Below are 15,412 nucleotides of genomic sequence, written 5' to 3'. Positions count from 1 at the left end.
AAATTTGAATATGAAAAATAGATTAAGGTATTTATGGCTTGCAATTGCTACAATAGCTGTGGTAAGCCATGCAAATGCACAGTGGACAGGGCCCAAAAAACAACCTGCCGAAAAAGTTGAAGTGAAATATGGCACCTTAACACCACCTCACCGTACAGATGCCGATATGCAGGCTTTCCGTAGTTACGGTTTGGGCCAGTTTATCCATTGGGGCATTTATTCCATCGCCGGTAACGAGTGGAACGGGGTAAGTGCAAGGGGAGGTGCAGCGGCTTCAGAATGGATCCGTTCATGGGGTGGACCCACTGCGCCAAAAGATTGGACAAACACCTACGATAACCTCTACAAGCAGTTTAACCCGAAAAATTTCGATGCCAAACGCTGGGCCAAACAGGCAAAAGACATGGGGGCGAAGTATGTGATCTTTACCACCAAACACCACGATGGTTTTGCACTTTGGCCAACAAAATATTCTGATTATAATATTTCGGCATCTCCTTATAAAAAAGATATTGTGAAACAGATTGTAGATGCTTATACTGCCGAAGGCATTGATGTATACCTATATTTTTCTGTTTTAGAGTGGAATAACCCCAATTATATGGGCAAAGCCCCAAAAACAGATGAAGAAAAAGCAAAATTTGATAAGTTTCTGCAATATACCCGCAATCAGCTCTTAGAACAGTTGGATAATTATCCTAAAATTAAAGGTTTCTGGTTCGATGGTACATGGGATGCTTCATGGAAAAGAGCTTATGAGTTTACCTATAATCTGGAAAAAGAACTCCGTGAAAAACATCCGGGTTTAATTATCGGTTCCCGTTTCCGTAATGATGAGCATGGATCACGTCATTTCGATTCAAATGGCAATATTCTGGGCGATTATGAGCAGGGCTGGGAACGTAAACTGCCGGCTGAGTTTGAATGGTTAAACGGTAATGATTGGGATGCAGTAATGACCATTCCGCCAAATGGCTGGGGTTACATGAAAGATTGGTCGGGCATTTATACCAAAACCACCGATGATTTATTGGATATGCTGATGCATTCGGTATCGATGAACGGCAATTTTGTGCTAAACTTTGGTCCGGATGGGAATGGGAACATGCATCCGGAAGAAGATACCATTGCAAAGGAAATTGGCCAATGGATGAAACTAAACGCCGAAGCGGTTTATGGTGTTCGTCATGCAGCATTAACACCTTCAAAACTGGGTTACTTTACCCAAAAGGAAGATAACCTGTATCTAACTGTTTTCAATCGCCCTGTAAATGATATTGTGCGCATTGCAGTGCCTAAAAATGCCAAACAGGTTCCGGGCACAGCCGAGCTTTTAATTGGTGCTAAAAAATTAACGCTAAAACAGGCTGATATCGGCTTGGATCTGGATAAGAATACTTATTACGATGTGATGCTTCCAAATGATTTTCGGTCAAACAGGGCATTTGTAATTAAAATGAAACTGGTAGCGCCTAAGGCGAAATCAGCAAAGCTGATGGATGCGAAGATGTAATTAAAATAGTTCGTCATTGCGAGGTACGAAGCAATCCTACAAGTAAGGATTGGACAAAAATAGCGAAAGCATTAAGATTGCTTCATGCCTCGCAATGATGATTCCTTATATAAACAAATAATACAACTTGAGGGATACAAACCTCAATTATACAGTAGAATGAAGATAGATACCTCCAGATTTAGAAAATCACTATTAATTACCTTGTTTACCTTAACGGCTGGCTTTGCATCAGCTCAACAGCAAGCCAGGATTACATTACCTTTTAATGCCGATTGGTTGTTTAAAAAAACAAAAGATAGTACCACCACAAAATGGGAAAAAGTTACCCTTCCGCATACCTGGAATGCTGTAGATATGCAAAATACCAGGAACTTTTATGAAGGCGAAGGCATTTATAAGAAAGATTTCGTTTTTGGAAACGAGTACAAAGACAAACGTCTTTTTTTAAAGTTCGAGGGTGTGGGGCAATTGGCCGAGGTTTATGTAAATAATAAACTGGTTGGCAAGCACAAAGGATCTTATAGTGCTTTCTGTTTAGATATTAGCTATGCAGTAATCATTGGTAAAAGTAACACCATTATGGTGAAGGCAAACAATACAGCAAAAAGAGATATTATCCCCGTGAACCATTTCCTGTTCGGAATTTACGGCGGCATTTATCGTCCGGTTGAACTGATTGCAACAAATAAACTCAACATTACCACTACCGATTACGCTTCGCCGGGGATTTACATCTCGCAGAAAAATGTTTCCGAAAAATCAGCTGATATTGCGGTTGAAGTTAAAGTAGAGAACAAATTGGCTGCTGCAACCGATGTATCGATCAAAATCACCATTTATGATCGGGCCGGGAAAGACGTGGCACATCAAACTGAAAACTTTAATGTAAATACCCAGGGCAGGCAGGATTATATCCAGCAAATGACTGTTCAAAACCCAACACTTTGGGATGGTTTCAATAACCCATATTTATACAAGGTAGTTACGCAGCTAATTAAAGATAACCAGGTAATTGATGAGGTTTCGCAGCCATTGGGCATCCGTAAGTTCGAACTGGTAGCCGGAAAAGGCATGATGCTCAACGGAAAACGTTATAACATGTATGGCGTTTCGAGGCATCAGGACCGTTGGCAATATGGCAATGCCTTAAGCAATGCGCAGCATAAAGAAGATCTGGATATCATTAAAGAAATGGGCGCTACCACGATCCGTTTAGCGCATTATCAGCAGGCCGAATATCTTTATTCGCAATGCGATAGCATGGGTTTTATCATTTCGGCCGAAATTCCATTTGTAAACACCTATACAGGCGAAGAAGGTGAAAACGCCAAACAACAGTTAACAGAGCTGATTAAACAGAATTATAATCACCCTTCCATTTATTTATGGGGTTTACATAATGAAGTGTACGGTAAAACACCTGCTGATTTTCCTGCGGTACTCACACGCGATTTAAATGATCTGGCTAAACAGATCGATCCTTATCGTTCTACCATTACGGTGAGTGGTTATGGTGAGATGGATCGTGCAACCAATCTTAATGCCGATGTGCAGGGTATGAACCGTTATTACGGTTGGTACGAAGGGAAAATAGGCGGTTTAGAAAAATGGGCGACAGATCTCGAAGCGAAATACCCGAATAATAAGGTCATTTTATCAGAATATGGTGCCGATGGCAATATTTTGCACCAGCAGGAGCAGGCCGATTTAAAAGACACCTACAATTACACCCTGCCCGATTATCCGGAGACCTACGAAACCAAAACCCACGAAATCCAGTGGCCTATAATAGCCAAACATCCTTATATACTGGCTTCTTATGTGTGGAATATGTTCGATTTTGCCACCCCAATGTGGAACCGGGGCAGCATGCCCGCCAGGAATATGAAAGGTTTAGTGTCTTTCGACCGTAAAATAAAGAAAGATGCTTTTTACTGGTATAAAGCCAACTGGAGTAAAGAGCCTGTGCTGTATTTAACTGAAAGAAGGGCAAAAATACGCAAACACCAGGTTACCGAAGTGGTGGTGTACTCCAATATCGGTGCCCCAAAGTTATCGTTAAATGGAAAAAAAGTGAACGTGGAACCTAAACTGGTTGATGGCAATGTGTTATATAAATTCGAAAATATAACCCTTAAAAAAGGTACAAATACAATTGAAAGCACGGTAATAAAAGATGGCAAAACCATAAAAGATAACATCAGCTGGGATTTCAAATAAAGATTTAAATGTAAGCCATGGTATGCTGGTTTGATTAGAATGTCCAAAATTTACCATACACCGTTTAAAAGATCAGATTGGTTACCTGATATTTTGCGGTAATTACATTTATTTGGTTAGTTAATGATTGCGTAACGATGGATGTTGTTGCGCAATCTTAATTTTAATATTCGGATTTTTTTAACCACAAAGTTCACAGAGAATTGGGCGCGGAGGTTGTTAAGTTGGGGTGTGATATAATACAGGGATGGATCGCGTGGGATACTCCGTGTTTTCCGTGAATCCTTTGCTATTTTAATCACAGAGTTCACAGAGGAAACTTCATAGAGGACACCGAGTTGATGCACTGATTCTGTGGTTGGTATCCCCACGCATCACTGCGCCAAGTTATTTCAGCGAAACATTAACTTAATGCCCCCCTTCGACTCCGCTTATGGTGACACAACGAAAGGATAAATTTACCAGAACACTCTATGTTTTCCTTAAATTCTATACCCATCGCCAATCGCTTTACGCAATTCTCTCTTCAATAACTTAACTTAATCTTAATATTGGAAAGCTAAATTTGCGCTCAATTGTTATGAGAAAAAAACTACTTTACCTGCTTTTATTACTTCCTTATGTTGGTTTTGCGCAAGCACCATCAACTACATTACTGGGAACAAAAACACTATACTTACCAAAGCAAACTAAATTTACGCCTGTACCCAGCGGCTATAAAGCGGTGTACATCAACTTTGTGGGCAGGCATGGTGCCAGGCATTTAACCAAGGATATTAAACTTTCTTATGCCTACGCTACCGTATCAAAAGCCGATAGTTTAAATGTTTTAACTGCTGAAGGGAAAACTTTAAAACAGTTCATCTTAAACCTGGGCAAAGAAGAAGAAAACCATGTGGCTTCTATTTCCGAAAGCGGTGCAAACGAGTTAAAGGGCATTGCTGAAAGGATGTTTACCAACCAGAAAAATGTTTTCACTTCTGGCGAGAAGGTTTTGGTTTCGACCACTAAAAAAGGACGTACAAAAGAAAGTGCAGAAGCTTTTCTGGCCGGACTTAAAACTAAATCGGCCCCTTTAAGCCAGAACATAACTTTTAATTATGCAGATGATGATCACCTGCGTTTTTACGATTTTTCTAAAACCTACGACGAATTTAAAGAAAACGGAAACTGGACAACTGCTTATCAAAAACTTGCTAAGGCAAAAAAACTAAATGATATTGCCAACCGTTTTGCCCAAAAATTCTTTAAACCTAATTATCTGGCGAAGTTAAGCCAGACCGATAAAATCAATTTTGTAGAAGATGTTTATGGGTTCTATACCATTATTAATGCGGTAAGTGCCGAAATTAAAGCAGTTGGCTTGACGCCGAAAGACCTCAATTTTAAAGCTTATTATACTCCGGCCGATTTAGCTGCATTAAATACTTTGGGCAACGCCGAAGACTTTTTAAAGAAAGCCCCGGGTTTAAACAATAACGGCATCCAGGTGAGGGTAGCTGCACCATTACTGGCTGATTTTATCAATACGACTGATGCTTATCTAAAAAGCAAACCTGTTATAGCCGATCTGCGTTTTGCGCATGCCGAAACCATTGCACCTTTTGCCGTATTAATGGGCATACATGGTGCAGCTGAAGCTACCAGTAATGTTTTAACTTTCGAGCAGGTGTGGAAAGCCGAAAATGTAATTCCATTTAGTGCAAACATCCAGTGGATTGTTTATCAGAACCCAACTAACGGAAATTATCTGGTGAAGTTTTTATTAAACGAAAAAGAAGTTGCCATTAATGGTTTAGGCACCAAAACGTTTCCATATTATAGTTATGCAGCGGTAAGGGAACATTACGTTAAAAAGCTGAAAACCTTAAATTTAGGCCTGCAGGATAATCCACACGAATATTTACTCAAGTTAAAGTAATCGTAATCAGGGTGCCGATTCCTTAATAAAATCACCATAAAAAATTAACATAAACTTAATCTGTTTAGGTGTTAGTGTTAAAGTTCGAAGAGTTCCTTTGCGGGTAAATAAAACCCCTGTATGAAGAAACTCTTACTTACACTTTTTAACGTGATTTTATGCCTCGTTGCACTTGCCCAGAACAATGGTACAGTGCGGGGGATTGTAACCGATAAAGATTCAAAAGAAACCTTAATAGGCGCTACTGTAACGCTTAAAAACGAAAAAAAAACCTTTAAGCTTGCCGTAAGTACCGGCCTTGACGGAAGTTATGTTTTCAAAAACGTTCCTGCCGGAAAATATGAGGTGGAAGCCAAGTTTGTAGCCTATAAGGATGAAGACAAGGATTTTGATCTTAAAGCCGGAGAAACTAAAATTATTTCACTTCAGATCGAGAGCAAATCGAGCAGTCTGGATGAAGTTAAAGTTTCTGGCAAATCTGATGAAGGAAGTGATTATAAATCGCGCTCCATCGAGCGTAAATCCGATCAGGTATTAAATGCAGTTTCGGCCAGAGCGATCGAAATTTCTCCCGATTTAACCATTGCCAATGTTACCCAAAGGGTTTCAGGCGTATCTATCGAAAGAAGCAACAATGGCGAAGGCCAGTATGCCATTATCCGCGGTATGGATAAACGTTATAACTATACCCTGGTTAATGGTGTAAAAATCCCAAGTCCTGATAATAAAAACCGTTACGTGCCATTGGATATCTTCCCCGCTGATATCGTAGACAGGATGGAGGTTTATAAATCGTTAACCCCAAATTTAGAAGGTGATGCCATTGGTGGCGGGATTAATCTGGTATTAAAGGATGCGCCTGATCGTTTAACCATCCGTGCCAATGCGGCTATAGGTTTAGCAGGAACATTTGCCATTAAAAACAACTTTACTGCTTTTGATCATGCTGGAAGTGCAAGTTCATCGCCACGCATTGCCAATGGGAACAATTATTCTGCAAATATTTCAGATTTCTCTAACGGTGGTTTTAATTACGAAACCAAACATACACCTGTATCCACCGTTTTTGGATTTAGTATTGGCGGCCGTTCTGCTAATAAAAAGTTTGGTGCATTGGCGGCGGCGAGTTATCAGAATACTTTTCGTGGAACCAGCACGGTATTTTACGATACTGACGTAGACCGTTCTACCAACGAACCTGCGTTAAAAAGTGTGCAGAGCAGAAGATACAGCATCCAGCAGGAACGTACCGGTTTACATACCAAGTTCGATTATAAGTTCAATAAAGCCAACAAAATCGATCTTTATGCTTCTTACATGAACCTGGCACAAAACGAATTCCGTTTTCAAAGTGATACTACCCTTAATTTGGGGAGGGTTGGAGCAGGAACAGGTCGCGTAACCAATACCTACAGAAGCACCCGAACCGTACAACAGATTTTTAGTGCCAATTTACATGGCGAGCATAAACTGGCTGATCACCTGGAAATGAACTGGTCTGCAGTATATGCAAAAGCAACTGCAAATCAGCCTGATCAGGCTACTTTAACAATAGTAACCGGCCGGACAGCTATATTGGACGCTGCAGGGAATAAAATAGGTTCAGCGCAAAATCCTGCTTTATTTAATTCAACAGGTGCAGCAAGGTCGCATATATGGGCAAAAAATGCCGATGAAGATAAAACCGGTTACCTGAATTTTATCTACAAACCAAAAATCGGCGATACAAAAGTAGAATTCAGTGTAGGTGGAATGTACCGCGATAAAAAGAGGACGAGCGATTACGACGATTATACTTTAGCAATTTTAAATACTACACAGGCTTACGATGGCAACATCAATAACAATGCTTTTAGGGTACAAACCGTAGGCGGATCGCCAAACAACCCATTAAATTATACCTTTAATGAAAAAATTGCAGCAGGTTATGCGCAGTTTAAGTTTACCCTTGGCAAATTGCAAACATTGGGCGGTGTACGCTACGAAAATACCCGGCAAGATTGGGTTACTGCAGCCAATGTAAACCAAACAGTTGGTGCAGTTGGTTCAAATAAATATGCTGATTTATTGCCAAGCTTAAACTTTAAATATGCTTTGGCTGATAAACAGAATTTACGTTTATCTTATTATTCAGCAATTAGCCGTCCTGGATTTTACGAGTTAATTCCACATACAGGTGGTAACCCTGATGCTGATTATCAGGAATTGGGCAATCCCAATTTGAAAAGGATTACTTCTGATAATTACGATCTGAGGTATGAATTTTTTCCAAAACAGTTAGATCAGTTATTGGTGGGTGTGTTTTATAAAGACATTAAAAACCCAATTGAATATGCTTTGGTAAACCAGGCTACCAGTATATTTTATACCGCAGGAAATTTCGGTAATGCGTCTAACTATGGTTTTGAGATGGATTTTACCAAATACATCAGCAAATTTGGTTTCCGTGCCAACTATACCTTTACCGATTCCAAAATTACAACAACCAAAACGGTTTTATATAGGGATGCAGCAACAACTTCTTTAACACAACGTACCGAAGAACAAACCCGTCCGTTACAAGGACAATCTAAACACATCGGTAATTTATCATTATTATTTAAAGATGCCGTTTCAGGTTTAGATGCACAGTTAGCAGCGGTTTATACAGGGGCAAGGATTTACACTGTATCACCTTATCTGGATAACGATATCTGGCAAAAAGGTACCGTTACTTTAGATCTTTCAGCAGAACAGAAAATATCGAAAAGCTTTTCGGTTTATGTAAAAGTAAACAACCTGTTAAACACCCCTTCCGAACTGGAGATCAGAAGACCATATCAGGTAACGACTGCTACGGTTAATCAGGATGTGGCTAATCAAACTGTTGGAGAAAATGTTTTTATCCGTAAAGATGAATATAAACAATTCTATTTATTGGGCTTACGCTATAAATTATAAGATCATGAAAAATATTCTAAAATCATTATCCGTTTTCGGATTGGTTATTTTACTGGCTTCATGTCATAAAGATGAACTATTAACACTATCTGTTCCGGTAATACAATCGGGATCCCTGATTACTTCCGAAAACCTTCCTGGTGGAAGCATTAAAGGAACCATGCAGGCCGGAAAAACCTATTATTTTGATAAAGACATTACTGTAAATGATGGTGATACTTTATTGATGCAAAGCGGAGTTACCTTAATCGCTGTAGGAGATGGTACCAAAGATAAAGCACCTCAAATTACCGTTCATGGTACTTTGATCAGTTTAGGTACCAAAGAAAAACCAAATTATATCACGGTACAAAATGCGGCAACCTACCATACCGAAGCCAGCGCAGCAAAATACGATAATGTATTTAAAGGTTCCTGGGGTGGTATTCTAGCTAGTCCGGCACCTGTTACAACTGCAAAACCAAACCCAAAAGGTGGTGATGTGATTATCAAATGGACGCACATCGAGTTCGCAGGTGCAGCATCTTACGGTAACGATGCATCTATATATAAAGATGGTGATGCCCGTTATGCCATTTATTTCGCCAATATCGAAAAGGATTTTATTTTAGAAGACAGCTGGATTTTTGGCAGTGCAGATGACGGAATCAGAACGGTTGGTGGTAAAATTTCGATCATGAGAAATACCTTCGAGCTTTGTGGAAGGGCTGGTGGCGAATGTTTTAACATGAAAAGCGGAACTGTGGGCGATTTAGCCTATAACATGTTAATTGGTTCGGCAACCAATGCGCTTAAAGCTTCAAATTCTGGTGGTACAACCATTCAGTGTAATGTGAACATGTACAACAATACCATGACCAATTGTGGTTTTCGTCAAACTAAAACCGGTCGTGGAGGATCAATCAATTACGAGCAAGGTGCAAGGGGTTTAATTTATAATAACCTGATCTCGAACTGCCGTTTTGGATTAAGGATGACAACCGATGCCGATCTGGTAAATATTAAATACAATAACCAATATTATTATGGAAGCACATCGGGTATATTGGCCCAGTTTTTAGCCAGCGATGGTGTCGCTAAAGCTCAATCAGCAGATATTAAAAGCGCTACAGCAAAAGATAAAAACCCATTGTTTTTTAGTTATAATGCAGATCAATACGATTATACCACAAACCCCGGACCGATAGCGGCAGCCTCAATGCCAGCTTACATTACCACGGTGGGAACATCAAATTTCGGTTTGCAAACCAGTTCTCCCGGACGTAATAAAGCCAAAACAGATTTTACGCCAATGGCCGTTGTAAAAACCACAGGTAACTTTGGTGCTATTATCACCCCTCCGGGAAATGATATTGGTGCTTACCAAACCGATGGAACAGGAAACCAGCACTAATTCTTAGATAAACTAAACTACTTACTGGTCTTAGCATCCCGCTAAGACCTTTTTGTTTGTTTTTGCCACGGAGACACTGAAAACATGGAAGGCTTTTTGAATATAGATTTTGCTAAAGTGAAATCTTCGAACATTCAAAAGCATTGAACTCCGTTACTATTCGGTATTTAAATAAAAAGGGTCGTCATTGCGAGGAGGAACGACAGCCTGCCCCGATTTCTCGGGGAAGCAATCTTTCATACTTGAGGACCTTGCTATCAAGATTGCTTCATCCAATGAAGAATTGGCTTCGCAATGACGATCTCTCTAGAAGTATCATTTCCTGAAAATTTTCTGCGTTTATATTGATTTTATGCAATAGATTAAAGCTAATAATGAAAACCTTTTCGACTTGTTATTCCCATTTTAACCCCATCCCTTAATATTCAATTAAAACTACAGGCCTTATTTAACTATTTCATAACCCTATCTCCTCATCTAGTTAATAGCTTCATTTCATCTTTGTAAATAGAATATCAGGATCAGGCTCCTGATAGATAATCCTGAGGTGAATAATTAAGCTAAATGATATGAGATTGGTTTCATGCGTAGGTCTTTTAATGGTTATACCGGCAATTGCATTGCTTACCCGCAGTAATGAGCCTCGTGTTGCCGTTGGAACTGAAACACATCAACAGGATAAAGCCAGTTCTCTGGTGCATGAAGAAACCATACACCCTGATTCTGCGCTACTTTCTAAAGTAGACAATGTACCCGCTCAAAAGCATTTGGGTTTTACAGCGAAAAGTGCTGTTAAATCCAATCCCATAATTACAGATAATAAATAAAAGCATTATTGCTTTATCAAAATATGAATAGAAGATTTTTATTAAAAGGTGGCTTATTAGCCGGCTTAAGTGTACCACTCGTTGGGTTAAAAGATGTAATGGCCGCTCCGGTTGGCGGTACAAAGAAAGCAAAAAACATCATTATGATGGTGAGCGATGGAATGAGTACAGGTACTTTAAACATGGCTGATCTTTATGCCAACCGTGCCTATGGACGGAGCAGCAAATGGTTGGGCTTATACCGCGATAACAAAGCTGTTCGCGCTTTGATGGATACCGCTTCGGCAAGTTCGATGGTTACCGATTCTGCAGCCGCAAGTTCTTCATGGGGTGGAGGGATGCGTGTTAAAAACGGTTCTTTAAATGTTGGGATGAATGGTGAAAAACCTCAGCCAATCCTTCAGAAATTTAAAGAAAAAGGCAAGAAGGTAGGTTGTGTAACCACCGTTCCGATTACACATGCTACGCCGGCAGGATTTTGTGTGAATATTGATAACCGTGGTGGACAGGACATTATCGCCGAAATTTACCTTGGCCTAAAATTCGACGTGATGATGGGTGGTGGTAGTAAATATTTCGGGGAGCACAGAGCAGGAGGGAACCTGATTCCAAAATTCCTGACCCAAGGCTATATGGTGGCCGAAAACAGGAACGAAATGCTGGCTTTAGATAAATCGAAGCCTGTTTTAGGTCTGTTTGCAGAAGACGGACTACCTTATGAAGTAGATCGCATGCACGATGCTGAACTGCAGAAAACAGTGCCATCATTGGCCGAAATGACCATGAAAGCCATTGAGTTAATGAAAGACCATAAAGATGGTTTTGCCCTTCAGGTTGAAGGTGGGAAGGTAGATTGGGCAGCCCACTCAAACGATTTGGGTGGATTGATTTTCGATCAGCTGGCTTTTGATGAAGCAGTGGGTAAAGTAATCGAATTTGCCGAAAAAGATGGCGAAACTTTAGTGATTATCACCACCGACCATGGAAATTCGAATCCGGGTTTGTTTTATGCAGACGAAGCCAATAGAAAATTCGATAGTCTTCAACGTTTTAAGCATAGCAGTACCTGGTTACTTGCACAATTGAACCAATCGTTCAGTGAGCAGAAGATTATGGAAATGATTAAAGAAAATCAGGGTATTGAGATGAAGAGCGACGATGTTAAATCGCTGCTAAGCCATTTTAAAGATATTGTTCCCGGTCAGTTATATAACGAAGCCAATCTTCCTTTTTATGAATATGGCAAGATTTTAGGTAAATACACCGATGTACAATGGGCAGGAATGAACCACACCGGAGATTATGTAGAATTAACCATATTCGGCCCCGGATCGGAACAGTTAAAACCTTTCGTTAAAAATTACGAACTGCACAACTTCATGTTAAGAGCCGCCGAAATGCCAGAACATTTTTTGGTAGGGAAATAGTTCATTGGTTCGTTAGTTATTTGTTCATACGATATTCTCGCGTGGTGTCAGATATTCCTATCTGACACTGCTTTAAATCTATAAATTGTAGATATTATAAATATTTCTAAATATCAGATGGTAACATCTGACAGCACATTTTATCACTGTCATGTTACCATCTGACTGCTCATTTTGCGATCTTAGACTAAGGACTAAAGACTCCGGACTTAAGACTAAATTCAAGCCTCCCACCAGGTTAAAGGAAACTTAATTTCATCAACAGAGCTGGCAATCATATCAGGTTTAAAAGCGTAATGGCCTAAAGTATCTTTGCTCGATATGCCCGAAAGTACCAAGATTGTTTTATAGCCCATTTGCACACCACCCTGAATGTCGGTTTCCATCGTATCGCCGATAACGGTGGTTTCGCTGGTTTCCAATCCTAAAAATTTACGTGCAGAGCGCATCATCACCGGACTTGGTTTACCCGTAACAAAAGCTTTTCTGCCGGTGGCTTCTTCAATCATCGCTGTAGTGGCGGCAATTCCTAAATTATTCCATCCTGGTTTTTTAGGCGAGGGATCCCTGTTGGTGGTAATAAATTTTGCCCCTGCAAGGATCATATCTACCGCCCGCTGAACCATTTCGAGCGTAAAATTTCTTCCTTCGCCCAATACCACAAACTCAGGGTCGGTATTTACCAGTGTAATGCCATGATCGTGCAAACTGCTCAATAAACCGCCTTCTCCCAATACATAAGCGGTGCCTTTGGGGCTTTGATCCGAAAGAAATTTAGCCGTAGCCATCGCACTCGTATACACATGGCTTTCTTCAACTTTTATTCCCAATCCTTTTAATTTGCGTACTACCTCTAAAGGGGTTCGCTGACTATTGTTGGTCATAAATGCAAAGGGAATCTCTTCGTCGATTAAGTTTTTAATAAATTTATCTGCTCCGGTTATGAGTGCCTCTCCACTATAAATCACCCCATCCATATCTATTAATAGTCCTTGTTTCATGTTTTTGTAGATTTAATCTGCTTATATGCAAACTTAATGTTTTCTTGTTCAATCAACGTTAAATTATAGTTTTTGAACTTTCAAAATTGGATAATTCTGCCGCTTTCCATGGCTTGTTTTATTTAACATAAACTTAATATACCGGCTGTAGCGTTACCCTATTTTACATCGTATCCTTTACAAAAACTAAATGATGAAAAACGCTTTCAAAACAACCGCTATTCTTTTAATTGTATTTGCAGCTTTATCCAGCTGTAAAAAAAAGGTTGAAGATCCGATGGATTTTACAATTGAAGATCAAAATTTAACCGCTTGTCCGGTTGGTACAACATGTCACTTTCAGTATGCAAATAATGCTTCGATGGATGGTAACTGGCTAAATACAACAGTTGGGGAGCACCGGATTTTTTGGGCCAGGAATGCAGGGAATTATACAACAAGCTGGATGTACTTTCAGGCCCCTATGACCGGCGATAAATTTTTATTGAACGATGCAGATGTGCAGGCCGGTAAGGTAAAATTCGTCTCTGGCTGTCCTACATGTTTTGGTATCGAACTTAAAGCGTTAAAAGGAACGGTTAAAGGAATAAAGGTGGCTAAAAATAATGCCGAACCTGAAAAATGGTTGTTAGAATCGAAGATTGTATTATCTGCAATAGGATCATCTGATGTACCTTATGATACCATTTACGTTAAACAATATTATTATCCTTCAATACAATAGTTAACAGGTTTTTAAATGTACATCGGTGCCATTTTTCGCCAATAATGGGGGCGGTGTGCATTGCTTTCCCAGGTGTGGAACTGATTGGGTACACCTTTCTCCCATAAGAGGCTGCTGAGGTGCTGGTTTCCGCTTAAAAATGGATCTGTTTCGCCTACAGCTAAAATAATTTCCATATTTCTAACTGCTGTAAGCAATTTATCATCATTTAAGTTGGCCAGGTATTGCGCCGGCATGTTAAAATATACTTTTTCGTCGTGAAATCCATTCAACAGATCCCTGAAATCACCTATATTATCCGTAAGATCGTACCTTCCACTAATGCCCACCGCCTTTTTAAATAACCAGGGATATTTCATCGCCAGATTGATGGCATGATAAGCACCCATGCTACAACCAGCTGTTTCTATATAATTACCATCATTCTTCTGGTAGATCAGCGACATTACTTCTTCTAAAAGATATTTTTCGTACTGTAAATGGCGCTCAATCCTAACGGAAGGAAATATATCATCATTGTAAAAACTTTCGCCATCAATGCTATCCACACAGAAAACCTGGAGTTCGCCATTTTCGATCTGATGACTTAATGAAGCAATAATCCCCCAGTTTTCGTAATCATAAAATCTGGCCATTCGGGTGGGAAAAAAGATAACTGCACGTCCGCTATACCCGAAAACCAGCAACTCCATATCGCGTTGCAGGTTATGGCTGAACCATTTGTGGTATTCCCTGTTCATCTGTTAAATCTTGATGGAAAAATAGTGCTCTGATGTTACCGGGATATTAATTAACAGTAATGATTTAACCTAATTTTTCTTTAACGACCTCGGTCCATAAACGGTAACCTTCTTCACTTAAATGCAGTCCATCGTGATCGTAAAGCGCCGGATTTGGATGACCCGATTTATCGAGCATTTTCTTAAATACATCGATAAATTTCCAGTTTCCATTCAGTTTGATAATCTCGCTCTCGATAAGGTTATTGGTGTACCTAAACTGATCGGCAATATGCCAGCGGTGGATACTTGGTTTTAAAGAAATAAAATAACAAGGGATTGTTCCAAATCTTAGGTTAACTTTAACCATCAACTGTTGGAAAAATATAAAAATCTCTTCAGGGTTTCTGCCATCGCCCAAATCATTATCCCCGGCATAAACCACCAATGCTTTTGGCTTGTAATCGGTCATAATCCTCTCGAAAAACCATACACAGGCAGCTAAGGTAGATCCTCCAAAACCCAGATTGGTTACTTTGGTAAAGTCGAAATCATCTTCCAGGCTGTTCCATAAGCGTATTGACGAACTTCCATAGAAAATAATCCCGGGATGCTCACGGTCTAAGCGATGCTTTCGTTCTAATTGCTTAACCTCTTCTTCGTACCAATACATGTTGCTAAAGATAAAAAGATCTGCCTTTTATAGGAACGGGGAATGTGTTAA

At 39.8% G+C, this 15,412-nt stretch carries 11 protein-coding genes; 8 read left to right on the top strand and 3 right to left on the bottom strand.

The genetic code is table 11. The features are described 5' to 3' along the window. Window positions 1-10 precede the first annotated feature (10 nt). The 7 genes from U859_RS0105235 (at window position 11) to U859_RS0105205 (ending at window position 12,244) form a co-directional block, all read left to right on the top strand. Window positions 11-1,513, top strand: coding sequence for an alpha-L-fucosidase (locus U859_RS0105235; protein ID WP_240183012.1), 1,503 nt, complete (start codon window positions 11-13; stop codon window positions 1,511-1,513). Window positions 1,514-1,672: 159 nt separating this feature from the next. Next, window positions 1,673-3,736, top strand: a complete 2,064-nt coding sequence (locus U859_RS0105230) for a glycoside hydrolase family 2 protein (RefSeq protein ID WP_025142370.1) — start codon at window positions 1,673-1,675, stop codon at window positions 3,734-3,736. A 580-nt stretch (window positions 3,737-4,316) separates the two neighbouring features. Then, window positions 4,317-5,657, top strand: coding sequence for a histidine-type phosphatase (locus U859_RS0105225; RefSeq protein WP_025142369.1), 1,341 nt, complete (start codon window positions 4,317-4,319; stop codon window positions 5,655-5,657). A 120-nt stretch (window positions 5,658-5,777) separates the two neighbouring features. Further along, the gene (locus U859_RS0105220) at window positions 5,778-8,597 is read left to right on the top strand and encodes a TonB-dependent receptor (protein ID WP_025142368.1); all 2,820 of its coding nucleotides are present in this window, start codon (window positions 5,778-5,780) and stop codon (window positions 8,595-8,597) included. 4 nt (window positions 8,598-8,601) lie between these two features. Then, a complete protein-coding gene (locus tag U859_RS0105215) occupies window positions 8,602-9,990 on the top strand; it encodes a hypothetical protein (RefSeq protein WP_162799868.1) in 1,389 nt (462 codons plus the stop codon). 569 nt (window positions 9,991-10,559) lie between these two features. Next, window positions 10,560-10,817 carry a hypothetical protein gene (locus tag U859_RS0105210; RefSeq protein WP_162799867.1) on the top strand — a complete coding sequence of 86 codons (258 nt, stop codon included), beginning with the start codon at window positions 10,560-10,562 and terminating at the stop codon, window positions 10,815-10,817. A gap of 23 nt (window positions 10,818-10,840) precedes the next feature. After that, window positions 10,841-12,244, top strand: coding sequence for an alkaline phosphatase (locus tag U859_RS0105205; RefSeq protein ID WP_025142365.1), 1,404 nt, complete (start codon window positions 10,841-10,843; stop codon window positions 12,242-12,244). Between the two features lie 221 nt (window positions 12,245-12,465). On the opposite strand, the gene U859_RS0105200 is transcribed toward U859_RS0105205, so the two are convergent. Beyond that, the gene (locus tag U859_RS0105200; RefSeq protein ID WP_025142364.1) at window positions 12,466-13,245 is read right to left on the bottom strand and encodes an HAD-IIA family hydrolase; all 780 of its coding nucleotides are present in this window, start codon (window positions 13,243-13,245) and stop codon (window positions 12,466-12,468) included. A 190-nt stretch (window positions 13,246-13,435) separates the two neighbouring features. Between U859_RS0105200 and U859_RS0105195 the strand changes: the two genes are divergently transcribed. Beyond that, entirely contained in the window at window positions 13,436-13,969 is a 534-nt protein-coding gene (locus U859_RS0105195; RefSeq protein ID WP_162799866.1) for a hypothetical protein, read from the top strand. Window positions 13,970-13,980: 11 nt separating this feature from the next. Here U859_RS0105195 and U859_RS0105190 read toward each other — a convergent pair whose 3' ends face one another. Together U859_RS0105190 and U859_RS0105185 are read right to left on the bottom strand one after the other, a co-directional pair. Beyond that, window positions 13,981-14,709: an esterase family protein gene (locus U859_RS0105190; RefSeq protein ID WP_025142362.1), complete on the bottom strand. Its 729-nt coding sequence runs from the start codon at window positions 14,707-14,709 to the stop codon at window positions 13,981-13,983. Between the two features lie 64 nt (window positions 14,710-14,773). After that, on the bottom strand, window positions 14,774-15,361 hold the full coding sequence (locus tag U859_RS0105185) for a GDSL-type esterase/lipase family protein (RefSeq protein ID WP_025142361.1): 588 nt from the start codon (window positions 15,359-15,361) through the stop codon (window positions 14,774-14,776). Window positions 15,362-15,412 lie beyond the last annotated feature (51 nt).

The sequence above is a fragment of the Pedobacter jeongneungensis genome (genome assembly GCF_000633455.1).
GTDB lineage: Bacteria > Bacteroidota > Bacteroidia > Sphingobacteriales > Sphingobacteriaceae > Pedobacter > Pedobacter jeongneungensis_A.
Note: the sequence above shows the minus strand (reverse complement) of the source record. Positions and strands in the feature narration are given on the sequence as shown.